This is a genomic window from Bacillus sp. AY2-1, from assembly GCF_008368965.1.
GTDB classification, from domain to species: Bacteria; Bacillota; Bacilli; order Bacillales; family Bacillaceae_G; genus Bacillus_A; species Bacillus_A thuringiensis_S.
This window is the reverse complement of record NZ_QPEL01000059.1, coordinates 48,413-72,792: the sequence shown is the minus strand read 5'-3', so window position 1 is coordinate 72,792 and position 24,380 is coordinate 48,413. Positions and strand designations below refer to the sequence as shown.

The following is a 24,380-nucleotide window of genomic DNA, read 5'->3' as shown; positions in this document are numbered from 1 at the left end:
GAAACGGGAACAGATAACGGTAAAGTTATTGAAAGTACAACGAATCAAGTTATACATCAAAAAACAGAAAAAATAACAGATATTACTTCTAGTGTATTAATTAAAGAAGCAGTAGATACAGTCGAAAGTTATCAAGGTTTAATGAGCCTTTACGAAATGTATTATGGGATTGATTTAAGAACGAAAGATGTAGGTCCTAAGTTAGAAGAAGGAAGTTTAGATGCAATTGCGACGGATCAATCTTTGTACTACGTATTAAATAAACAAAGCTTAATTGATTTAATTTCAAATCTTGTTTCATCAAGTATTACTACAGAAATAAAACAAGATATGTCAGGTTTAAAACAAAAAATAAACTCTTATCAACAATCTATTACTAGTGCGGATCAAAATTCTATGCTACTAGCGGAGAAATTAAATGGAACGACGCAACAAGCAACTAGTATGAATGAAAATTTAGGAGAGTATTTAAAAGGTTTAGCGAAATGGCGTGAGAATAGCTTAAAGCTAGTTGAAGAGCAGCAAGTATTAACAACAAATCATGCTGGTGAGCAAACAGCTATTTTATCGTTAGATTCTGGTATTAAATCATTAATGATGCAAAGTCAGTCATTGGTCGAAAGTTCGAAGCATAGTTTAGCAACTTCAGACGATGTATATAAAACATTTGATCAAATTAATGGACAAGCAAAAGAAATTCAAGACAGCGGAACGACAATTGTTTCAAAAGCTGATTTATTATTAAATGACTTTACGAAGAAAATGGAAGATGATAAATCATTCTCCAAAAACTTTACGAAAATTTTAGCGAATAGCCGTATTGGAGATCGTCAAAATGAGATGCTATATGACTTTTTAGCTAGTCCAGTTCAAAAGCAAAATGATGGAGTAATTGTAGCAGGTAATGCTTTTACACCGTACTTAATTGTATTAACTTGTTTCATTGTTGCATTATTTACAGCATACGCAATTGCGAATCAAGAAAAGAAACGAATGCAATCAGATCATTTTGAAGAGAAATTCTCATTAATTGATATGAATGTACCAACTACAGTAGTAGCTTTCGGTATATCAATTGTGGAAGGGATTAGTATAGGTATCATTTCTGGGCGTCTTTTAAAGTTCGGTCAGGATCAAAGTTTACTATGGATTGCGTTCATCACATTTATTATGATGGCGTTTGTATTAGTCTCAACCTACTTATTACGACAAATAAAAATGGTAGGAATGTTTATACTATTAGTATTTTTAAGCATGTACCTATTTTTAACTGAGGCAGTTGGAAGTAAAGTAGATCAAATGTCGTCTGTCGGAAAGATACGTCAATTCTCACCGCTTCAGTATATAGAAAGTTTTCTAAATGATTTTATTAGTGGTAAAGATACTGGGAAAGTTATTTTTGTCGTATTGTTTGTAATTGCCATTATTGGATTGGTTAGTAATCTATTTGTATGGCATAAGAAATGGGAGGAAAAAGAAGTAAATGATCAAACAATGGAGCATAGTGGCTAAGTTATCATTTCTCTCTATCCTTTTACTGTTTGTCGCGCTACCGATAAGGAGCGCGGCTGACAGTTATCTTGGTGATGATGGGAAGATTAAGTTTAAAGTGGATCGACTTGAAGAAAGCGACCAAGAAAAAAATAAAAAGGAACATAAGGAAACAGAATTAGATAAAGCATCGATTGAGTTATTTAACAAAGATATAGAAGAAGAAATTGAGAAAAAGAAAAAGAAAGAACAAAAAGATATGGAAGCTTTGCGAGATTCTCTTTTTACAAAACCAAAAGAGAATAATAGTGTTAAAGATACGAAAAATAGTTTGTTTAGCAGTGAATACATTGTCAGAAAAAGTGCAGATGAAGTAGCGAGTAATGAAACAATGAATGAAGAGCCAATTAGTATAACAATAATATTATTATTTGGCGGCGGCATTCTACTTATTTGCATCGGTATTTATACGGTTCTTCGTAAAAGTTGGAGGTAAAGCGATGGCAATACAAACACATATCAATGTGACAGTAGATTTTAGTAAATGGAATGGAAATACATATGATTTGCGTATTCCGAATCATCAATCTATTAAATATTTATTAAAAAACTTATTAGATACGCTAAAGATTGATAATCATGAAGGTTCACATTTTGTAATTAAAGTGAAAAATAAGTCAATTGTTTTAACAGATAATGATCGTTTAATTGATCACCAAATAACAGATGGAGATATTTTGCAAGTTTTATAAAGAATATTTTTTACTTTTAGTTATTTGAAAATAAGTTATTACGGGTTATAAAGAAAAGGAGAAGAGGATAAACATGACGGAAAAAATAATTCAAATTGATGCAATGAACTATCAATTTCAAATAGAAAAAGAAAATTGGAAATTGGAGATGACCAAATCTCAAACACGTATAAAAGACTTCCGTCAATTCGATATAATTACGGGCGAATCATCTGAATTTGTACCATTAACAATAGAAGAAACGGATGATATGTTTACGTTTCTATATCAAGTAGATAAAAAATTATATAAGTGGGACGATCTTAGCCGTTTTGGAAGAAATGAGAAATTAAGACTACTTCGGAATGTTGCGCAGTTTCGTAAATATTTAAATAAACGAATCACGTTCTTTTTACATCCAGACAATATAGTTTTTAATGCTAATTTAATACCAAGTATTATACATAGAGGAATTCGAGATATTGTTCCGCCAACCCCGTTATTAGAAGAGCAATTTTTAACACAATATAAGTGTCTAATTATTGCTTTATTCTCCCAAAAACATAACTTTGATGATTTGTATGCTGGGTTACTAAAAGATGCAAAAGAAACAACATTTGAACAGACCGTTGCTCAAATGGAAAGCTTAGATGCATTACTGCAGTTTCTTGATGACAGCTTTGAGAAGGAACAAACAAAAACAGAAAAAAATATGCAGTTAGTACCTAAAAAAAGCTATAAATCATTTAAATACTTAGCTTTTTCCTTCATAGCGGCGACAGTTATTTTAGCTGCTCCTTTAATATATTTCACTTTTATAAAATTTCCTTATCAAAATAAATTGTTAGAAGCAAATGCAAGTTTCATAGCAACTGATTATGACAAAGTCATTACGCAATTGAATGAAGAGGAGTTTGAATCATTACCGATTGCATCTAAATATGAGTTAGCATTTGCATACATTACAGCTGAAAAACTAGGTGAAGCTCAAAAGAAATCGATTATGAAAAACATTAGTTTGAAAAGTGATGAAAAGTATTTGCTGTATTGGATGTATAACGGAAAAGGTAATTTTGATAAATCATTAGATTTAGCTAAGACACTTGATGATCCGCAGCTTATTATGTACGGCCTTGTTAAACAAATTGAATCACTGAAAAATAATCCGGATTTATCAGGAGAAGAACGTGATCAAAAGTTAAAAACATATGAGCAACAATTAGATGAATATAAAAAGAAATATGGCAATTCATCAAACGATAAAAATTTGTCGGACACAGAGAAAAAAGAGTAAGCACTTGATGAGACAGTTGAAAAGGAGCAGTGAACACGGATGGAGCAACTATTAGTATTGACTTATGGAGACAAAATATATAAGTGCACATTACATCCAAATGAGCAATCAATAGTGTCGATTGGAAAAGAGTGGACAAATGATATTACGAATCCAAGTTTAGAACAAGAAGTAGAGTTAAAGTGGAATAATGAAGTAAATGCTTGGATGGTACAGGATCAATTAATAGAATTCAATAAGGAAATTGAGATTGGGAAAACAAGAGATGTGAGCTTGAAAATCTTTATATCTATTGTTGGTACAACTAAAGTGTTTGATATTGGAACGAAACATTCTCTTACAGTGAGTCAAAACGATTACGATGATATTTCTATTACCGGGACTAGTGTAGATTTAATGCTATCTCGCGAAACGTTGTACGATTCTTTTAAAGTGAACGTGTATGGCGGGGATGTATTTCATAATTATACGAAGTTAAAAGATAGCGTTATGTTGGAATCAGGAGACGTATTATATTTTGATGGTATTTTATTGGAGATTGGTAGTGAAGACATTCAAGTACTTTCTTCAGAAGATAAAGTGAAATCTGCGTTACCTATTTTAGTAGAATCAGAAACGAATTATCAAAGTGGTTATCCAGACTATCATCGTTCACCACGTATTATTTACCGTGAACCAGAAGAGAAAATGACAATTGCAAAGCCTTCAAGTATGCCATCAAAACCAACGGAGCATTTAGCAAGAATCATTGCACCTTCACTTGTCATGATTGTCGTAACTGTATTACTTGCTATTTTCATGAAATATGGAATGTTTATTATCGCATCGATTGCGATGACATTAGTAACAATCATTGTTTCTGTCACATCGTATATTAAAAATTTGAAGCAATATAAAGTCGACATTGTTGAACGAGATAAAAGCTATAGAGAGTATATAAAACAAAAAACGAAAGATTTACATGCAGAAAGTGAAAAACAGCGTCACGCATTACATTATCACAATCCAAATGTAGAAGTAATACGTAATATGGCAGTTCAAGTAAATCCTAGAATTTATGAAAAAACAATGTTACATCATGATTTCTTAACATTTAGCGTTGGAACAGGACAAGCTAATACGAGTTTTGAAATTCAATTTAATGAAGAAGAATTTAGTCAAACGAAAGATGAATTAATCGATATAGCACGTGAACTAAGACAGCGTTATCTATCATTGGAAGATGTACCAGTTGTAACAGATTTAATGAATGGACCAGTTGGTTATATTGGCCAACGCTCTTTAGTGTTAGAGCAATTACAATTATTAGTTGCACAAACGGCTTTATTCCATAGTTATTATGACTTGCAGTTTATTACTATTTTTCCGGAAGAAGAAAAAGAAAAATGGGATTGGATGCGCTGGTTACCTCATGGAAGTGTTCGCGATATAAATGTACGTGGATTTGTATACCATGATCGTAGCCGTGATCAAGTGTTAAATAGTTTGTATCAAATATTGAAAGAACGAAAATTAAAACTAGATGAAAAAAGTTCTACTAATGAAAAAATGTACTTTGCACCGCACTATGTCGTTCTCATTACAGATGAAAAACTAATATTAGACCATGTTGTTATGGAATTCTTTAATGATGATCCGAGTCAATTAGGTGTATCACTTGTATTTGTACAAGATGTTATGCAAAGTTTACCGGAGCATGTGAAAACGGTAATAGATATAAGAGATGCAAAACAAGGGAACATCATCTTAGAGCAAGGAGAGCTTGTTAACCGTCAATTTAAACTAAATCACGTACCGAAAGGGTTTAATTTAGAAGATATTTCACGGGCATTAGCACCATTAAATCATTTGCAAAACTTAAAAAATAGTATTCCAGAAAGCGTAACATTTTTAGAAATGTACGGCGTTGAAAAAGTAAAAGAACTGAATATTACAAGTCGCTGGGAGAAAAATGCAGCGCATAAATCTTTAGCTGTACCACTTGGATTACGTGGGAAAGAAGATATCGTAAACTTAAACTTACACGAAAAAGCACACGGACCACACGGGTTAATAGCAGGTACAACAGGTTCAGGTAAATCAGAAATTATACAATCGTACATTTTATCTCTAGCAGTCAATTTCCATCCTTACGAAGTAGCCTTTTTACTAATTGACTATAAAGGCGGCGGTATGGCGAATTTATTCAAAAACTTACCGCATTTATTAGGAACAATTACGAACTTAGATGGAGCACAAAGTATGAGGGCGCTCGCATCAATTAAAGCTGAATTACAAAAAAGACAACGATTATTTGGGGAAAATGATGTAAACCATATTAATCAGTATCAAAAACTGTATAAAGAAGGCTTAGTAAGTGAACCGATGCCACATCTATTTTTAATTAGTGATGAATTCGCGGAACTGAAGTCAGAACAACCAGAATTTATGAAAGAGTTAGTTTCAACAGCGCGTATCGGTCGTTCACTCGGGATCCATTTAATATTAGCTACGCAAAAACCGAGTGGTGTTGTAGATGATCAAATTTGGAGTAACTCGAAATTCAAACTAGCACTAAAAGTTCAAAATACGTCAGATAGTAATGAAATCTTAAAAACGCCAGATGCCGCTGAAATTACATTACCAGGACGTGCTTACTTACAAGTTGGGAATAATGAAATTTATGAACTATTCCAATCAGCTTGGAGCGGAGCAGACTATGTAGAAAACAAAGAGGATAAAGAACATTTAGACGCAACAATCTATGCAATAAATGATCTAGGACAATATGAAATATTAAGTGAAGATTTAAGTGGACTTGGTAGCAGTAAAGAAGTAATAAGCGTACCATCTGAACTGGATGCTGTTATTGACTACATTCACGATTACGCAGAAATAAATGAAATTGAAGCGTTAGCTAGACCGTGGTTACCACCACTTCCAGAAAGCGTATATTTACAAGACTTACATGCAATTCAGTTCAAAGAAGCATGGACGAAAGAAAAGAAACCATTACAAGCAACAGTTGGTCTACTAGATCAGCCTGAATTACAATCACAAACACCATTAACATTAGATATTAGTAAAGACGGACACGTAGCGGTCTTCTCAAGCCCAGGCTACGGAAAATCAACATTCTTACAATCAGTCATTATGGATGTAGCTCGTCAGCATAGTCCGGAGCATTTGCATGTGTATTTAGTGGACCTTGGAACAAATGGTCTTCTACCTTTAAAAGGATTACCTCATGTAGCGGATACGATTACGATTGACGAATCTGAAAAATGTTTAAAGTTTGTTGAAAGATTAACTCAGGAAATGAAAAATCGTAAACGATTATTAAGTGAATATGACGTTGCAAATATTGAAATGTATGAAAAGGCAAGTGGGAAAGAAATACCACATATTATTATTGCAATCGACAATTATGATGCAGTAAAAGAAGCGAAGTTCTATGAAAGCTTTGAAATGCTAATTATGCAAATTGTCCGAGATGGTGCAAGTTTAGGAATTCATACCTTAATTAGTGCAGGGCGACAAAATGCACTTAGAATTCAATTGTACAATAATATTAAAATCCAAACTTGCCTATATATGATTGATCAAAGTGAAGTAGCTAGTATTGTAGGGAGATCTGATATAAAAGTGGAAGAAACAGCAGGAAGAGCGTTAATAAAACTAGAATCTCCCACATTATTCCAGGTTGCATTACCTACGAAAGCAGAAGATGAATTACAGCAAATTCAATTATTACAACAAGAAGCAAATGATATGGACCGAGAATGGGATGGAGAACGTCCGAAGGCAATTCCAATGATGCCAGAAATTATTGATATTGCTACTTATCGTAAAAATAAAGACGTTACAAAAGCTCTACAAGCAGCAAGAATTCCAATGGGGCTTGATTTTGCAAACGTAGAAGTTGTAGCTCATGATATTGCAGTGAATGATCATTTAATGATTTATAGTGTAGATGATAGTATGAGAAAACAAATTGTATCTAGCATCCTATCTCAATTGAATAAAGATTATTTTGAAAGTGTGACGTTGGTGGATACAGCAGAGTATAGTTTCGTTCAATATAAAGACGATGTGACGCACTACATTGTAGACGAAAATGAAATCAATATGCATGCGAAGTATTGGATGGAAGTAATTCGTGAACGAGCTTTTGAATTAGCACAAGCAAGACAAGAAGGTAGAGAAATTCCTGCATTCACAAAACAACTCATTATCATGACAAATGTTGAAGAGTTTAGTAAATTTGTTTATTTAGAAATGGAGGATGCAGCGACTTTAATTGATTTATCTCGTACAGTAGGTATTTACTTTGTATTAGCAGGTCACCACGACTACATGGACCGAAATCGTGAAGCTCTACCTATGAAAATGAGAAGTAAGCTAACAGCAGCAATTATCGCAATGCCATTAAATGATCAAAGTATCTTCAACATAAAATATATAAGCAACGAAGCGCCATTAGGTAAAGATGAAGTGTATTACTATCAAAAAGGGAACATAATGAAACTAAAAATGCCTAGAGTAACTAACGAGGTGACAGTATGAAATTAAAGAAGAAAGCTAAGGTGATGATAGTCGTGTCAATAGTGGCAAGTTTATTAAGTGGATGTGGTTTTGGGGAAAAGCAAATAGATTATAAGCCATTTGTCAAAGCTTTGGATGAAGGTGACATGAGAAAGGTTATGTCTGCGAGTGATGATGGGTATGCGTATGTGAAGGAACGGGTTATTGATTTTACGACAGAAAAAAATGGTGATGACAGAATTCATAATACACTATATCAAACTACTGAAGGTATATATAATTTGAAAGAAAATTTATTGTATGGAGAGACCACTCAAAAAATAACAAGTGATATTAAGAACATAAAAGATAGACATAAGGATAATAAATATAAAGAAGAAGAAAAATATAGCACTAGGTTCATGTATAAAGATAGAAAGGGTTACAGTACTGATTCGAGCTTGGATGTTTCACATGTAAAACTAATTTTTAATAGATTGCAAGGTGTTGGGAGTTTACAACTGAAAGTAGATGGAAATAAAAAGAAATTTAATGAACCAAATACAGTTGGTTTTACGTTAACGGAATCACAATTTCAAGAAATAATTAACGATAAATTGAATTTGCAATATGATAGTTTTGAAACAGCATCAATTGTATTTAATTTTAACGATTCTAAAGATACGAAACAGCATCCAATGCAAATAATACAATTAATAATTTCAATTGTATATGAAAAGAAAAATAGTGAGGGAAAATTATTAACACATACTCAGCAAATATCTGTGAATTTTAGTAGTAAAAAGGATAATGATCAGGAAGCCAAGCAAGATTATGTGAATTATGAAAAGTCTTTTCAAAATAATAAATCATTCTAAGGGAGCTGATTTTTTTGAAGAAAGGTGTGGAAAAAAAAGAGGATTTAAGAATAAACTCTGATATGGGAAAGTTAGAGCTCGCTGGGCAAGATATATATAATTTTAGAGATGGCAAAGAACCGTATAATAATATTGGGGAGGATGCCGAAGAGAAAAACGAAGATCTCTTAGAAAAAAAATTTAATGCAAGACTAATAGATTCAGCAGAAGATAAAGACACCGGATTTGCTGCTTACGCATTTAAAGATAATAAAACAGGAGAAGTTATTATTTCATATGTTGGGACGGAACCTGGAAAAGACAACAATAGTGATGTAGTAGTAGATGCAGAGATAGGTGTTCACAATTTAACAAATGCAAATAAATTAGCATTTAGTAATTGGGAACATGAATTAAAAGTAAAACAATATGACCAAGGAGAGGCATTTTATGAAAAAATGAAACAATATGCTAATGGTAAAACTATTAGTATAACAGGACATTCTTTGGGCGGAGGTATTGCAAATACAGTAGCATTAAGGCATCAAAAAGACGATATTGATGTTTTAACACTAAATCCAGCTCCAGTTTTAAATCGAGATGTAGATAAATTCGGTAATGGGTTTGATATGAAAAATGTTCGGAATATCATTAATCAGAATGATCCTCTACATATTGGGATAAAGGCAGCAGACTTCACACTTCCAGGAAGAATGTATAAAATTCCGAATCAAGCAGGACACTCATATGCTTTTACAGAGAAGGATTATGATGAGAATGGACATCTAATATGGATTGATAAACTAACAAGTGATAATGACACGGGGTGGGATGCTATCCCGGGGTTTCTGGAATTTGCTCAATCTGCTGGGGCTATTTACACAGGAACTATACATGATGTATTTCATAGAAAAGTTTCTATACATGAAGAAAAGATAGCTGGAGTTACACTTAATTTGATATTAAGTGCAACGCCAATTTCTACTATTATAAACGGAATATTAGGTTACTCGGACATTGTACAAGGTAGCAAGGAGCTTGAAAAGCTAAAAGATAAAGTTCAAGAAGGTTTTTCAAGATTAAATACAAAGTATGAAGGGCTAAAATCTCAAATTACAGCAGAAGCAATCCAATTTAGTATAATGGCTACAGTTGAAATAAAAGGAGCGATAGATATCGCTGTAGAATGGATTGAAACAACTTTAGCGAAATGTAAGGAAAAAGTTTTAGAAGTATTAGAGTCTGTATTTAATACTGCTATAAATTTTTTAGCTGGAAGTGTTGTAGTATATTTAGCTACAAGTGAAATTTTAGAAATTGCAAAAGAAGTTGCAGCTTCTTACGTGCAAGATTTACTAGATTTGTTTAAAGGAGATTTTGTAGTTGATACAAATGTAGCTGCAATTGTATCTGAACATATATTAAGTCATCGTCACTCATTGTTAAATCTTTTTATGAATGACAACAGCAGGGGGATAAACCGTTCTTTATTAGGTGAAATTGCTAAAGATGTGAAGGAGTTATCAAAAGATTTAAAGCAATTAAACGACGATGTTTCAGAAGCGGTATTTTCTATGTTTGCAAAAGACGAAGAATTAGGAGCAGTTTCATATTATTAAAACTCCAAGTTTATAAATTTAAAAGAGAGGGGAATGAAGGTGGATTTACATACAATAATGTCAAGAGTTCATAGTACATTTCCAGCTAGTGGTGGACGAGAACAAATTATAAACGTTGTAGTGCAATTGGAAAAAGCAGCTGCATCTTTAACGGGGGATATTAGAAGGTTAGAGAGTAGTATTGATAGCACATTACAAGGAAAAACACGTGAGGCATTTATTGATCGTATCCGTCAATTAGAGAAAAAAAGACAAAAAATAGAAGAGAAAATTAGCGTACTAAAAGGGACAGTGAATTAATATGAAAGACTATATGGATAAAGTATTACCTTTAGGCAGTGTTGTAAGATTGGGTCTTAAAGAAGAGGAAGATGTGGAGTATGTAATCACTACGAGAGGTTTATTACTTGATGAAAACACATTCTATGATTATGGTGGAGTGTTGCATCCAGTGGGTTTAACCGAAGAAACGTATAAATTATTTAACCACACGGATATTGCAGAGGTTAAATTTGAAGGGTATCGAAATAAAATTGAAGGTCAATTCGCAGCTAAGTTTAAAATGTGGCGAAATGAGTTTGTTGAAAAAGTAATTGAAAAAAATAAAAAGCAACAACAAGCACAAGAGTTAGAAATAAAGGGAAAAAAAGAAATTTAAAAGGAAATAAGCTTTCCTCTTCCAAAAATGGAAAGAGGAAAGCTTATTTTGATTGAATAAGGGTGTCAGTATGAAGTTAAAGAAGAAAGCTAAGATGATAATAGTTCTGTCAATAGTAGCAAATTTATTAAGTGGATGTGGTTTTGGGGAGACGAAGATAGAGTATGAGAGATTAGTAAAGGCATTGGATGAAGGTGATATGAAGACGGTTATGTCTGCGAGTGATGAAGGGTATGTGTATGTGAAAGAAGAGGTTAGGGATAGCACTTTTATTGAGGATAATAATAAGCAAATAGGAGTAGTTTATCAAACAACGCAAGGTATTTATAGTATTAAAGATAATATTCTTTTTGGTGAGGCACAAAAGAAAGTCAATACTCCAGTTGAGGATGAAAAACATAGTGACAACCCACAATATAAAGAAGAAGTTGTATTCAAGTCAGATATAAGATACGAAAATGGACAGCTAGAAGCTTCAAATCGAGGGAAAGATATGTCTAATATAAAATTAATGCTTAATAGAGTGCAAGGAATAAAAGAATTGAAACCAAATGTGAATAAAAAAAGCTTCAGCCAACCAGCTACGATAAGCTATAATTTATCAGAAATTCAATTTAAAGAGATATTTAATGGGAATTTAGAATTAAAGTATGAGAAGTTTAGTTATGCAACACTACTAATTGAATTTAATTCTGCTAAGGATACAAAGGAAAATCCGATGGAAATAACAGAGATAACAATTTCGATAGGCTATAAACAAAGAAATGAAGAAAATAATATGATTAGGCATGATCAAGAAATAACAACATATTTACGTAATAAAGAAGAAAATAATCGGAAATCAAAAAAAGATTATTTACAATATGAAAAGAAATTTAAAGAAAGCCATTAATATATATAAGGGGGAGAATATGGCGAACGAGGAAGATTATAAATTAAGTAGTGATGTAGGAAAATTAAGATTATCGGCAAGAGATATTTATGATTATAATGCACAAGAAAAAATATAATAATTCTGATCCAATAATAAATAAATGAATAAATAAATAGAAATTACAAGACAACTTTAATGCTAATCTTATAGTTTCTGATGATATTCATTCAGTAACTGGATTTGGGGCATATGCTTTAGAGGATAGAAACACGCATGAAATTTTCATTGTATACGTTGGAAACCAACCGAGCCAAATAGGCTATTTAGCAACCGATGGAGCAATTTGGCTGCATAATTTAACTAATTCACCTATATTGGGGTCATTAGCGGAATTTCAGTATAGTCAAGCAGAAAAATTTTATGAAAAAGTCAAGGCGGGTAATAAAGGAAAGAAGATAACTTTACTAGTGCACTCTTTAGGTGGCGGAGCAGCGAATACAGTTGCATTAAGACATCAAGAAGATAATATAAACGTATTAGCTTTAAATCCTGCGCCTGTTTTAAATAAGGATGTGGTTAAGTACGTATACGGGACCAATATGAAGAATTGCCGCAGTCTTATAAATGAATATGGTCCTTTGGATGGCGCCATTAAAGCCACAGATTTTGTAATACCTGGACAGGTTTATAAAATGGAAAATGGGGATATTTCGGTATTTTTATAGTTAGGAAAAAGTTATTCTAAAAGGAGTATGTTGGGTGAATCATAGACGTAAGAAAAAGAAACCGAAACAAATAAGAAAAGAAGCTGTTCAGATAAAACCGATAGTAGAAGAAAAACCACTAAAGAAGAGTAGCAACAAGTTAATTGATATTCTCCTAGGTATTCTTCTTTTCCAAATTTTTATATGGGCTGTCTTGGAAGGTTCTACAACACAAGTAAGCAAAGGGAAGACTTTCCTTATTATCGTTTTCTTTATCTTATTGCAATAGGGTTATCTATGATAGGAAACAAATAAGGGGGAGTTCAGATGTTTAAGAAGAAGGAGAAAAAAAACATTTACGTTAGACTGGTAAACACACAAGGGGAAATCATTCGAGAGTTTAATTGTACAGAAAAAGACTTGCGAAAAGTAAAAGAAAATGGTGCTGAAATTCGTTTGGTTGGAGACAACTCATATGAGATGGTAGCAACCGATGAACAACTAGAACAACTAGCAAGAGCTGAAGCAGAAATCGAAGCGGAAATTAAGGCATGGGAAGATGCTTTAAATGAGAGTTTGGATGAACGCGAAGAAAGAGAAGCGAGACAGAAGGAATTGAAAGAAAAGAATAAATGGAGTACAAAGAAGAAAGTAATCGTATTTGGACTGATACTCTTTGTATTTATTGGATTACCTATTATCGAAGGGTATCAAAATAGTAAATTAGTTGAAGAAGGTACATCATTACATGCAGAAATTGTAGGTAGGCATGTAGAGAAGGAATTCATGTTTACACACCCCACATTAGTAGTTGAGGTAGATGGTAAAAAGCATAATGTATGGGTAAGTGAAGAGACATATAACGGAGCAGAGTGGTTAGGTAGACTAAAAGTCATCAAAACAAAAGATGGTAAAGTTGAGAAAGACCCTAGATATGAGGGGGAAGACTTAATTACGAGTTATTAAGCAGTATGTTTTTAATATTCGCTGCTCAAATTAAATAACATTATTATTTGCAAAAATCGAATCCATTAAAATAAAAAACAAATTTTAAATAACTGTAATAACCTCCTAGCATATTGTTGATGGGAGGTTATCACCTTTCTGAAGATAAAATTAAAGCTATATTATCTCGATACAATTGTGATGACAGTAACGTTTTTACTAAGTGAGTGCAATTTCAGAGAAACAAAAATAGAGTATGAGGGATATGGTTAAGTGAAAGAGAGAAGAATATTTAGAGCTTTTGAGGAGAAAGAAGGCTATTTGAACTATCAAAAGTATTCTGATTATGTACGGTAATTAATATAGAGATAATATTATCTGAATATAGTTACACAAAGATGAATGTACTTAAAAAGTTAGGAATGTAATGGGATTTTAGTGAATGAAAATTATTTAAACTGTATAGAAGGTGAAAAGTCAGGATGTGGAATATAAAAGAAGAAGATTTAGATAAGTTTAGGATGACATGTAATGATCGTTTAAGTCCTGAGGGTGCTACAGGATTTATGTTTGGAGGAATACTTTATAGTTCAATAGCCGTCTTTTCTATTATTGTATCAGGTGATTGGGATTACTGTATGGTTCTCCTTAATATAGGAATTGTTAAGCTGGAAGTGTTGTTATATGCTCTGCAAGTAATTTTTTTCATTTTATATTTATTTCCAAAAGCTCAATTTAAATTTCAAAAGCTACAAACACTTGTCGTATTATTATACGCACTTCAAATGGCTACTATATTACTTACAGTTTTAGTTGTTTCTGAAATAGCTAATAATTCAATGGATCGTATTACGTTGAATTATGTATGTTTGCTATATTTAGGAGCAGTAATTTTTCATATTGTAACAACAATAGATACATTTAAATTGGCAAGTGAAGGTGCGTTTAGTATGGATGAAAGATCCGTATCCTTTTTTAGTAAAACAAAAGGAACTATGATGAAAGTTGCTTCAATATACGCATTAATCATTCTTATTTTGATTTATTTTCATAATGATTATGCGTTTGATACTTTTATTGGATATGTAATAGGAACTGTTTTAATGTATACGATAGCCATAGGAGCAGCTGAATTTCAACTATTAGCATATTGCAGATTTAAATTTCCATCATTTAATAAAACGTGGGAGCAACATAAAAGAGAGACTCCAAGATATCAAAAGAAAAATAAAAAAAGTAAATCGAAACGTAAGGCATAAAGAAAGTGTGTATTGTAAGTTTTGATGATGAAAAAGTAATAATTTATAGGAGAGTATTTGAACTACGAAAAGAAAATTTACTTATGTAAGGTGATAAAAGTGATTAGTAGGTTATCTAATTGAAAATATAGAGTGGGTAGTGTGATGATGAAATGAACAAAAAAAGGGTTTCTAAAATGATTACTATCATAATAGCAATCAGCCTATTACAAGCATGTAGTTTTTTTGAAAAAAAGATAGATTATGAGCCGTTTGTCAAAGCTTTGGATGAAGGTGACATGAAAAAGGTTATGTCTGCGAGTGATGATGGATATGCGTATGTGAAACAAAGAGGTATATATAGTACATATGAACAAAAGGAAGATGGAGAGCATAGAAAAACAATCTATCAAACTTCGGAAGGGATATATAATACGAAAGATAAAAGTTTATATGGAAGTACAACACAAGCGGTTACTTCAGCAGTAGACAGCAAAGATAATAAAAAAGAAGGTGTTTATCGTACCAATATTATGTATAAAAATGGACAGGTGAAAAGTCCGGATTCAAATTTGGATGTTTCATACGTAAACTTAATTGTTGATCGTTTAAAAGGAATAGGGAAACTAAAGATGAAGCCCGGAGATGATATAAAAAAGTTTGATCAGCCTAGTACTGTTGGATACAAACTAACTGAATTAGAGTTTCAGAGTATCATTAATGATAAGTTGAAAATACAATATGATGAATATGATGGTGGATCAATCGCATTGCATATTGATTCAAAAAATGGTTCAGAGCAGATATTGGAGGTAAGTATTGTAATAAATTATAAAAAGCGAAATGATGAAGGTAAGTTAGTAGAATATATATCACAAATACACACATCTTTTGATAGTCACCAAGGTAATAACCAAGATGCGAAACAGGAATATATTGATTTTAAAGCAAAGTATAATGAGACGCAGTAATACTTAGAAGGGCATTTGTACGGAAAGATAATAGCGACATAAGTGTGATAAATGTTTCATAAATATTTCTATTTGTAGTGGAAAGAAATTGAGTATAAATATGTAGCCCCAGTTGCTGGAGTAGATGCAACTGGGGCGTTTATCCCGCTTTAATGGGCAGTAAGACCCCCACCTCAAAATGCAGCGAAAGCAAAGAAGTTAGGTGGGGGATCAACTGCCCATAAAAGTCCGATTGGTTCAACTAATAATCAGTGGGGGATGGAGAAAACCCCCCACTGATTAAAGTTTCACTTTATCTGTCTAAATTTAGTTTGAATGCATACCATTTTTTAGTTAGAGTCCTCGCTCCTCAAGTAGTTTCTTCATAATAACGGTGTGAAGTTTTTGTGTAATCGGCTTTTATTGCTAAGTTACAACTATTTCCTCTTATAGAGTACTTCTTATTATCGATACATCGTCCACATTCCAATGTCTTTAAATCCTAGTCGTTTATAAATTCGTCCAGCAGCTGGATTGTTATAAAATAAACAAAGTGTTCGGCCTTCTTTCGTAAAGTCTTGAATCATTTTTTGTAATATGAGTGAAGCGTAGCCATTTCCACGATAATTCGGGTGTGTACATACACCAACTACCATAGCGGATAATGAATTTTCAGCGGAAGTAGAGGTGGATGCGATGATCACGCCGTCTTTTTCAATATAGTATGTGCGTCCTGTATTCGTTTCGATAGCCTGCCTTAATATTTTCTCTGATTCATTAGTAGTCGGAAATTCAGCAATGTCACTTCGTAATTTCATAATTCGTTCTATATCATCGAGTGACGCAAGTTTAATCGTTTCATGAATAGGCGTGTCAGGTAAGTTGTTGTCATTTAGACATTCACAAAAATACATTTCATTTTTGACGCCTAATTGTAGACTTGGAGCAGTTTCAAACTTTTCTACAATAGTTGACTTACCAGAGAGTTTAAGTGGCTTATATGCGGAAAGAAGTGCCTCAAAATCAGTGGTAACAAAGTCTTCTTTACTATATGGTATAAATGAATCGTGGAATCGGAGTAAAATTGATTTTAATGTTCCATTCTCTTTAAATACTCCCCATAGTTCTTGAAAATCTGTGTCATAACCGAAAGCTTCAATATCTCCAATAATAAACAAGTTAAGGGCTGCTTCTTCTTTTAGGTAAGCGAATACTTGTTCATGATCTTTCTTTGTTAATTTTCGCATCATAACGAATCGACCTCTTTTTTATTTTTCTAAATATTACAACTTAAGTTTTTTGAAATCAATATTAAATTTTATGTTTAGTTCACAAACTTTCGGAAAAACTAGGAAAGATATGACAAAGGAGGTTATGAACGGTGGATCATCCAATTCAAGGGTTAATGAAAGCAGCAATGGAAAATTTAAAAGAAATGGTTGATGTAAATACGATTGTTGGAGAGCCTGTTCAAACGGCTGACGGTGGTGTGGTGTTAACGGTTTCTAAAGTAGCGTTCGGTTTTGGAGCAGGAGGTTCTGATTTCCAAACGAATGATGGACAAAGAGCGAACGGTAACGCTGCATTTGGTGGCGGTAGCGCGGGTGGTGTTTCTATTACACCAGTAGCATTTCTTGTGGTGAATAAAGATGGAGTAAATATTCTTCATCTACAAAATGCGACACATTTAGCAGAAAAAATGATTGAATTAGCTCCACAAACAATTGATAAAATTCAATCGATGTTCCAAAAAGAAGAAAAGAAAGAGGGAAATCATCATCCTCAAAACCCTGATGAAATCCTTTAAAAACGCCTGCTTATGAGCAGGCGTTTTTTCTTGTAATCACTATGTAATAAAACACATGAAATTGTAAATAGTTTTTGAAGTTTTTTCTATGTTTCTAAAATTTTTCATGTTAAAATATGCTATAGAATTGAAACATATAAAACGAAGGTGGCTAGGTGCTTTGTCTGGAGGATCTGACCAAGTAAAGAATATGATATATATTAATGGTAATCGTCGAGGTCATTGTTTTATTACATCAGGAATTACGTTTAAAGAGTTTGCGAGTAACATCCCTTCACCGCTTCATCAAGTGTTGCTTTTGAAGCACAACTTTGAATGGACGGATTTTCATTATCATACTTTATTTGAATATGTTGAGGAAGAAAATATACATAAGTTAATTCAAGCAGAGATTGATGAATTTGATGAATTTTGTTGGGTAGATTTTGATGATGCAAGCGATTTAGATGAATTAGAGCCGAAAGAAATTGCAGAATTATTATATTTGGCTCACAAAAAAGAACCACTTGCAAGAACATTCTTTCCGCTGTTGAAAAATCGATTTGTTTATTTTTCACATGATGACGGATGGTACAACAAAGTGTATTATCGTAGAATTGCTGATTTTGTAGGAATGTTAAGTAAAGTCATTCCGTATAAACTCGGTGCTTTCGGTAAGAAACGTTTTTCTTTCTTCCAAAAATCAAAAATTTTCCCAGCGATTTCAAAAGAATTGATTATGGGACTTATTCCACTAATGGAAGATGGTCTTTACATAGATCTAGCAGGGAAAATTGAGTCAAGAAGAGGTCTTGAAATTCCGGTATATGTAGTTGGTTCGTATGAAAGTACGGATGAGGTGTTAGATAATATCGATGAATTGAAAGAGGAAGCAACAGAAACAGGTTGGCTCATTTTTGATAAGAAAGAACAAGAGTGGCAATGGGTTGTTGACTAAGAAAACTTGGCGTATGAAGTCAAGTTTTCTTGTCATTTGAAAGGAGTACAAATGAAGAAATATTATACAATTGTGGGTATTATAAGTATTATTCTCGTGGCAATATTACTTATAACTTGTCCGAAAGAATCAGATTTTAAAGTGTATGTAGAGGATAAGTATGCGTTGAATTGTAATGAGAGTAGTTTTGAATGCACGCAAAATGTAGATGGTAAAAAAGAAAAACTACAATTTGAAAGTACAGATGCACGAAATGGTGTATTCTTTATGACTGTAAAGCAAACATTTAAAACAGAAGCTGGTGTTTCAAAAGAATATAGCGGAGTAGGAATGTTTGGTACATTTCTTTTTGTTTCAGAGAAGACTTTCTAGTAATAGAAGGTCTTTTTTTTATGCTTATGTTCATATAGATGAAGTAAGACAAGCATAGGAGGGATAGCGATGAAGAACGCATGTATCGTTTGCGGTGGTGAGGAGTTTTTTTCCTCAACGTTATATGCACGTACGAAACAAGATTGGGCATATGCACCAAACATGTATCGATTTGAAAAAGTATTTATTGAGCATCGAGATGAAGAGAATTATCCTGTTTTCCAAGAAATTACAGCGAAACATTGTTGTGGATGCGGTCATATTATGTTGTATCATGAATGAACACACCAAGTATAACTTGGTGTGTTTTTTTAAAACGCTGACAAAGCAAGCGGATAAAGTAAAGTAAATAAAACAGAAAAACTACCAAAACCAATTGCTGTATATCCAAGTGTTCTTGCTCCGAAATTGACAGCTAATAGGCCAACTAAAATTGCTAGGGAGCCGAGCGTAACGGGATAAAAAGCAATGGAGAATAACGAAAGAAATAAGGCGACATAGCCTACCATTGTGCCGGTATTTGTACCTTCTATCTCATTTGCAATTTCTTTACGCTTATGTCTAATTGGAATGCCAGCTGGTGATATTTCAGCAGCATACTCTTCGTTTTTTTCACCACTTTTAAAATGATGATTTCTCTTTCTTCGCATGTACATCCCTCTCTTTCAATTGGGTGTATCTATAGTATCTTTCAAAATGAGAAGAGCATGAGTATGAGTTAAACCCAAGTAAAGCAAAAATTGGAGAATACGCATTCCATCGTTAACATATCCATCTCCTATTGAAGATAAAGTGTGGAATTTTTTCCACTAGGACTGATTATCAGCCAGCGACAATTGGATTTTTATGAGCAATTCTCTCCCATTAACTGGTCCGCATCCATTGCATTTTGGGGTAGGTGTCTTACTGCAAGCGGGATAAAACAGGAATTTTGGAAAATGATGTAGAATGAAATGAATGATAATACGTGAAGGTAGGGGAATGTATGACAACATTTAATTGGCATGAATCAGCAGAGAAGAAATGGGATAGTAGTGCGGAGTTTTGGAATCAAAATAGTCAGGAAATGTGGGATAGCGGGAGTAGGAGCACAATTATTCCGTTTTTTGAACAATACGTGAAGAAAGAAGCACAAGTGCTCGATGTTGGTTGTGGTGATGGGTACGGTACATATAAATTAAGTCGCGCAGGCTATAAAGCAGTGGGAGTAGATTTATCGGAAGTGATGATTCAAAAAGGTAAGGAGCGCGGAGAAGGACCAAATTTATCTTTTATAAAAGGAGATCTTTCTGCATTACCATTTGAAAATGAGCAATTTGAATCAATTATGGCAATTAATTCTTTAGAATGGACGGAAGAGCCATTACGAGCGTTAAATGAAATAAAGCGTGTGTTAAAGAAAGATGGATATGCATGTATTGCAATTTTAGGACCGACAGCAAAGCCACGAGAGAACAGTTATCCTCGCTTGTATGGAAAAGACGTTGTTTGTAATACGATGATGCCTTGGGAATTTGAACAGTTAGCGAAAGAACAAGGTTTTGAAGTTGTAGATGGCATCGGCGTATATAAGCGCGGAGTAAATGAGAAGATGCTAGGTCAACTACCTACAGAGTTACAACAATCGTTAACATTCTTATGGGTATTTATGTTAAAAAACGTATAAAGAAATGAAAGAATTTTTAGGAGGTAAATAAGTGCAGAAAATACAAAAAACTGATACAATATCATCAGAACCAATTAAAGGGGGACTAGGGTATATGACAACTACTACAACAGTGAAATCCGATATTGAAATCGCACAAGAAGCGAGTATGAAGAAGATTCAAGAAATTGCAGCTGATTTAAATATTTTAGAAGATGAATTAGAGCCATACGGGCATTATAAAGGTAAGTTATCTCTTGATATTTTTAAGCGCTTACAAGATGAGAAAGACGGTAAAGTTGTTTTAGTAACAGCGATTAACCCAACTCCAGCTGGAGAAGGTAAATCAACAGTAACAGTTGGTTTAGGTCAAGCTTTTAATAAAATTGGTAAGAAAACAGTAATTGCACTTCGTGAACCATCTCTTGGACCAACGATGGGATTAAAAGGTGGAGCAGCAGGTGGCGGTTTTTCACAAGTCGTACCAATGGAAGACATTAACCTTCACTTTACTGGAGATATCCATGCGATCACAACTGCCAATAACGCATTAGCAGCGTTTATTGATAATCATATCCAACAAGGAAACACACTTGGAATTGATACGCGTAAAATCGTTTGGAAACGCTGTGTTGACTTAAATGATCGTGCCCTTCGTAATGTAGTAATTGGTCTTGGTGGACCTGTACAAGGTGTACCACGTGAAGACGGTTTTGACATTACAGTAGCATCTGAAATTATGGCCGTGTTCTGCCTTGCAACAGATATTCAAGACTTAAAAGCACGTCTATCTCGCATCGTAGTTGCTTATAACTTTGCAAATCAACCTGTGACGGTTAAAGATTTAGGTGTAGAAGGTGCGTTAACGCTATTATTAAAAGACGCATTAAAGCCAAACTTAGTACAAACGTTAGAAAATACACCAGCTATTATTCATGGTGGACCATTTGCGAATATTGCTCACGGTTGTAACAGTGTTATCGCTACGACAATGGCAGCAAAATTAGGTGATTATGTTATTACAGAAGCTGGATTCGGTGCTGATTTAGGCGCTGAAAAGTTTTTAGATATTAAAGCCCGTGCAGCTGGTATTAAACCAGAAGCAGTTGTTATTGTTGCGACTATTCGTGCGCTTAAAATGCATGGCGGCGTTGCAAAAGATCAATTAAAAGAAGAAAATGTAGATGCATTAGCAAAAGGTATGGAAAACTTACAGAAGCATGTTGAAACAATTCAAAGCTTCGGTGTGCCTTTCGTAATTGCAATTAATAAATTCATTACAGATACAGATGCAGAAGTTACATACTTACAAGAGTGGTGTAATGAGCGTGGCTATGCAGTATCCTTAACAGAAGTTTGGGAGAAAGGTGGCCAAGGCGGAGTTGATCTTGCTGAAAAAGTACTAAAAGAAATCGAAAAAGGTGAAAACAACTACGCACCACTTTATGAATTAGAATTACCCTTAGAAGAAAAAATTCGTACAATTGCTCAAAAAGTATATGGCGCAAAAGATATTGAATTTGCTCCGAAAGCACGTAAGCAATTAGCTCAATATGAAGGAGAAGGTTGGAGTAACCTACCAGTTTGTATGGCGAAAACTCAATACTCTCTTTCTGACGATGCAACAAAATTAGGTCGTCCATCTGACTTTATCGTTACAATTCGTGAGTTAAAACCATCTATCGGTGCAGGCTTTATCGTTGCGTTAACAGGTACAATGTTAACAATGCCAGGTCTTCCAAAACAACCAGCAGCACTTCAAATGGATGTAAATGAAGATGGAAAAGCAGTAGGTTTATTCTAAAAGGTTGTAATTCATCTCGTTTATCTGTAAACTATATATACATCAAGTGGCGCCTTTCCATCGAAAGGCGCCTGTTTTTTGGAGGGAATTATGTTTGATCCAACTGCTTTTGACAATTTAAAAGTAATCGTAGAAGGTGCTGTGTATGATTTTGATCTACATGGAGATATTCTTGTAACAGATCGAAAAGATATGATGGACCTTGCTTCATTAAGTCGTATATATCATATCTCATTTCAATTAACAGAACCGTTTGAACCATTAGTAGAAGCAACATTTTCATTATCTGTGGATGCAAAGAACTTGTCTGGTGAAATACTAGAAGTGCCTCAGTTTACACCAGGTTGTGAAATGAAGCTAGCATTTTCATTCCCGTTAGAACAACCAGAAGTAGGATGCGAAGAAATTGAAACTTTAATGCGTTCTATATGGGGAAAAGAAAGAATGATTATGCAGAAAGTTTCATACGAATATAATAAGCAAGCGATTTCATATCATAATAAGGTAGAGGTTCTATTTCAAAAAGCGATTACAGAAGACCATGTTGATGATTTAATAGCTGTTATTTCACACATGATAGAAACGGTGCGAACAATACAGCATTTTCTTCAAAAATAGAGATAAAGGAGAAAAACAAATGATAAAAGATATGCAACCATTTTTACAAGAAGCTTGGGAGAAGGCTGGTTTTAAAGAATTAACTGAAATTCAAAAACAAGCGATTCCAACTATTTTAGAAGGACAAGACGTTATAGCTGAATCTCCAACTGGAACAGGAAAAACATTAGCGTACTTATTACCCCTTTTACATAAAATTAATCCTGAAGTAAAACAGCCACAAGTTGTTGTTTTAGCACCAACACGTGAACTTGTCATGCAAATTCATGAAGAGGTTCAAAAGTTTACAGCAGGAACTGAAATTTCAGGGGCATCTTTAATTGGTGGTGCAGATATTAAGCGCCAAGTTGAAAAATTAAAGAAACACCCGAGAGTAATTGTCGGTTCACCAGGACGTATTTTAGAATTAATTCGAATGAAAAAGTTAAAGATGCATGAAGTAAAAACGATTGTATTTGATGAGTTTGATCAAATTGTAAAACAAAAGATGATGGGCGCAGTACAAGATGTAATTAAATCTACAATGCGAGATCGTCAATTAGTATTCTTCTCGGCGACAATTACAAAAGCGGCAGAAGATGCTGCACGCGATTTAGCAGTTGAACCACAATTAGTGCGTATAACACGTGCAGAGTCAAAAAGCTTAGTTGAACATACGTATATCATTTGTGAGCGACGCGAAAAAAATGATTACGTAAGAAGAATTATGCATATGGGCGATGTAAAAGCAGTTGCTTTCTTAAATGACCCATTCCGTTTAGATGAAATTACTCAGAAATTGCAATTCCGTAAAATGAAAGCAGCAGCTCTTCATGCAGAAGCAAGTAAGCAAGAGCGTGAAGCGACGATGCGTGCATTCCGTGGTGGGAAACTAGAGATTCTCCTTGCTACTGATATTGCAGCACGCGGTATCGATATTGATGATTTAACACATGTAATTCACTTAGAGTTACCAGACACAGTAGACCAATACATTCACCGCTCAGGACGTACTGGACGTATGGGTAAAGAAGGAACAGTAGTTTCTCTTGTAACAGAACAAGAAGAACGTAAATTACTGCAATTTGCGAAAAAACTAGGCATCGTATTTACGAAGCAAGAAATGTTCAACGGATCATTCGTAGAAACGAAACCGAAAGCACCAAAGAAAAAGAAACCAGCATTTACTGGGAAGAAAAAGCCTAGATAAATAATGGGGAAGGCGTAACTATTTGTAGTTACGTCTTTTTTTATTTGCAATTGAATAATACAAGGAGGTTTATTAATGGTTATTAAAATGTATCTATCATCATTTTTTAAATCAACATATGTAAAAGGAAGTAATATAAAAAAA

General features: G+C 33.7%; 21 protein-coding genes and 5 pseudogenes. 24 read left to right on the top strand and 2 right to left on the bottom strand.

Annotated features, from left to right (window positions below; translation table 11 throughout):
* The 16 genes and pseudogenes from DN403_RS14750 to DN403_RS14680 form a co-directional block, all read left to right on the top strand.
* Positions 1–1,512: pseudogene (locus DN403_RS14750) on the top strand (type VII secretion protein EsaA); the annotation flags it as partial.
* Positions 1,484–1,987: a type VII secretion protein EssA gene (gene essA, locus DN403_RS14745; RefSeq protein ID WP_000595655.1), complete on the top strand. Its 504-nt coding sequence runs from the start codon at positions 1,484–1,486 to the stop codon at positions 1,985–1,987. The pseudogene DN403_RS14750 and the gene essA, both read left to right, overlap by 29 nt.
* Positions 1,988–1,991: 4 nt before the next feature.
* Entirely contained in the window at positions 1,992–2,243 is a 252-nt protein-coding gene (locus DN403_RS14740) for an EsaB/YukD family protein (RefSeq protein WP_001007571.1), read from the top strand.
* A 73-nt stretch (positions 2,244–2,316) separates the two neighbouring features.
* Positions 2,317–3,516: a type VII secretion protein EssB gene (essB, locus tag DN403_RS14735; RefSeq protein ID WP_000136611.1), complete on the top strand. Its 1,200-nt coding sequence runs from the start codon at positions 2,317–2,319 to the stop codon at positions 3,514–3,516.
* Positions 3,517–3,555: 39 nt separating this feature from the next.
* Positions 3,556–3,837, top strand: a pseudogene (locus DN403_RS32295) (FtsK/SpoIIIE N-terminal domain-containing protein); the annotation flags it as partial.
* Positions 3,832–8,061: pseudogene (gene essC, locus DN403_RS14730) on the top strand (type VII secretion protein EssC); the annotation flags it as partial. The pseudogenes DN403_RS32295 and essC, both read left to right, overlap by 6 nt.
* Positions 8,058–8,897, top strand: coding sequence for a DUF3952 domain-containing protein (locus DN403_RS14725; protein ID WP_070183744.1), 840 nt, complete (start codon positions 8,058–8,060; stop codon positions 8,895–8,897). The pseudogene essC and the gene DN403_RS14725, both read left to right, overlap by 4 nt.
* Positions 8,898–8,911: 14 nt before the next feature.
* The gene (locus tag DN403_RS14720) at positions 8,912–10,495 is read left to right on the top strand and encodes a Tle-like phospholipase domain-containing protein (RefSeq protein WP_000715953.1); all 1,584 of its coding nucleotides are present in this window, start codon (positions 8,912–8,914) and stop codon (positions 10,493–10,495) included.
* A 39-nt stretch (positions 10,496–10,534) separates the two neighbouring features.
* Positions 10,535–10,795 (top strand): hypothetical protein, encoded by a 261-nt coding sequence (locus DN403_RS14715; RefSeq protein WP_000363098.1) that lies wholly within the window; start codon positions 10,535–10,537, stop codon positions 10,793–10,795.
* A 1-nt stretch (position 10,796) separates the two neighbouring features.
* On the top strand, positions 10,797–11,153 hold the full coding sequence (locus DN403_RS14710) for a DUF4176 domain-containing protein (protein ID WP_000656384.1): 357 nt from the start codon (positions 10,797–10,799) through the stop codon (positions 11,151–11,153).
* 70 nt (positions 11,154–11,223) lie between these two features.
* Positions 11,224–12,045 carry a DUF3952 domain-containing protein gene (locus tag DN403_RS14705; RefSeq protein WP_118961975.1) on the top strand — a complete coding sequence of 274 codons (822 nt, stop codon included), beginning with the start codon at positions 11,224–11,226 and terminating at the stop codon, positions 12,043–12,045.
* Positions 12,046–12,064: 19 nt separating this feature from the next.
* Positions 12,065–12,749: pseudogene (locus tag DN403_RS32195) on the top strand (lipase); the annotation flags it as partial.
* 37 nt (positions 12,750–12,786) lie between these two features.
* Positions 12,787–13,046: pseudogene (locus tag DN403_RS14695) on the top strand (hypothetical protein).
* Between the two features lie 12 nt (positions 13,047–13,058).
* A complete protein-coding gene (locus DN403_RS14690) occupies positions 13,059–13,697 on the top strand; it encodes a hypothetical protein (protein ID WP_000473563.1) in 639 nt (212 codons plus the stop codon).
* 461 nt (positions 13,698–14,158) lie between these two features.
* Complete coding sequence (locus tag DN403_RS14685; RefSeq protein ID WP_149185554.1) at positions 14,159–14,935, top strand: hypothetical protein; 777 nt, start codon at positions 14,159–14,161, stop codon at positions 14,933–14,935.
* Between the two features lie 152 nt (positions 14,936–15,087).
* Positions 15,088–15,885: a DUF3952 domain-containing protein gene (locus tag DN403_RS14680; protein ID WP_149185553.1), complete on the top strand. Its 798-nt coding sequence runs from the start codon at positions 15,088–15,090 to the stop codon at positions 15,883–15,885.
* A 443-nt stretch (positions 15,886–16,328) separates the two neighbouring features.
* Here DN403_RS14680 and DN403_RS14675 read toward each other — a convergent pair whose 3' ends face one another.
* A complete protein-coding gene (locus tag DN403_RS14675; RefSeq protein WP_000984748.1) occupies positions 16,329–17,114 on the bottom strand; it encodes a GNAT family N-acetyltransferase in 786 nt (261 codons plus the stop codon).
* A 131-nt stretch (positions 17,115–17,245) separates the two neighbouring features.
* Here DN403_RS14675 and ytfJ point away from each other — a divergent pair, with 131 nt between their 5' ends.
* From ytfJ to DN403_RS14655, 4 genes are all read left to right on the top strand, one after another.
* Positions 17,246–17,671 (top strand): GerW family sporulation protein, encoded by a 426-nt coding sequence (gene ytfJ, locus DN403_RS14670; RefSeq protein WP_000349986.1) that lies wholly within the window; start codon positions 17,246–17,248, stop codon positions 17,669–17,671.
* A gap of 160 nt (positions 17,672–17,831) precedes the next feature.
* Positions 17,832–18,608: an oxalate:formate antiporter gene (locus tag DN403_RS14665; RefSeq protein ID WP_000014087.1), complete on the top strand. Its 777-nt coding sequence runs from the start codon at positions 17,832–17,834 to the stop codon at positions 18,606–18,608.
* 51 nt (positions 18,609–18,659) lie between these two features.
* On the top strand, positions 18,660–18,980 hold the full coding sequence (locus DN403_RS14660) for a hypothetical protein (protein ID WP_000761171.1): 321 nt from the start codon (positions 18,660–18,662) through the stop codon (positions 18,978–18,980).
* Between the two features lie 69 nt (positions 18,981–19,049).
* Positions 19,050–19,262 (top strand): hypothetical protein, encoded by a 213-nt coding sequence (locus DN403_RS14655; RefSeq protein ID WP_000785011.1) that lies wholly within the window; start codon positions 19,050–19,052, stop codon positions 19,260–19,262.
* 29 nt (positions 19,263–19,291) lie between these two features.
* Here DN403_RS14655 and DN403_RS14650 read toward each other — a convergent pair whose 3' ends face one another.
* Positions 19,292–19,630 (bottom strand): hypothetical protein, encoded by a 339-nt coding sequence (locus DN403_RS14650; RefSeq protein WP_001253202.1) that lies wholly within the window; start codon positions 19,628–19,630, stop codon positions 19,292–19,294.
* Positions 19,631–19,965: 335 nt separating this feature from the next.
* Here DN403_RS14650 and DN403_RS14645 point away from each other — a divergent pair, with 335 nt between their 5' ends.
* The 4 genes from DN403_RS14645 to DN403_RS14630 all read left to right on the top strand — a co-directional run bounded on the left by DN403_RS14645 (position 19,966) and on the right by DN403_RS14630 (position 24,236).
* On the top strand, positions 19,966–20,646 hold the full coding sequence (locus tag DN403_RS14645; protein WP_000206579.1) for a class I SAM-dependent methyltransferase: 681 nt from the start codon (positions 19,966–19,968) through the stop codon (positions 20,644–20,646).
* A gap of 94 nt (positions 20,647–20,740) precedes the next feature.
* Entirely contained in the window at positions 20,741–22,429 is a 1,689-nt protein-coding gene (locus DN403_RS14640) for a formate--tetrahydrofolate ligase (RefSeq protein ID WP_014482011.1), read from the top strand.
* Between the two features lie 90 nt (positions 22,430–22,519).
* A complete protein-coding gene (locus tag DN403_RS14635; RefSeq protein WP_000460216.1) occupies positions 22,520–23,047 on the top strand; it encodes a hypothetical protein in 528 nt (175 codons plus the stop codon).
* Between the two features lie 19 nt (positions 23,048–23,066).
* A complete protein-coding gene (locus DN403_RS14630) occupies positions 23,067–24,236 on the top strand; it encodes a DEAD/DEAH box helicase (protein WP_000588599.1) in 1,170 nt (389 codons plus the stop codon).
* Positions 24,237–24,380 lie beyond the last annotated feature (144 nt).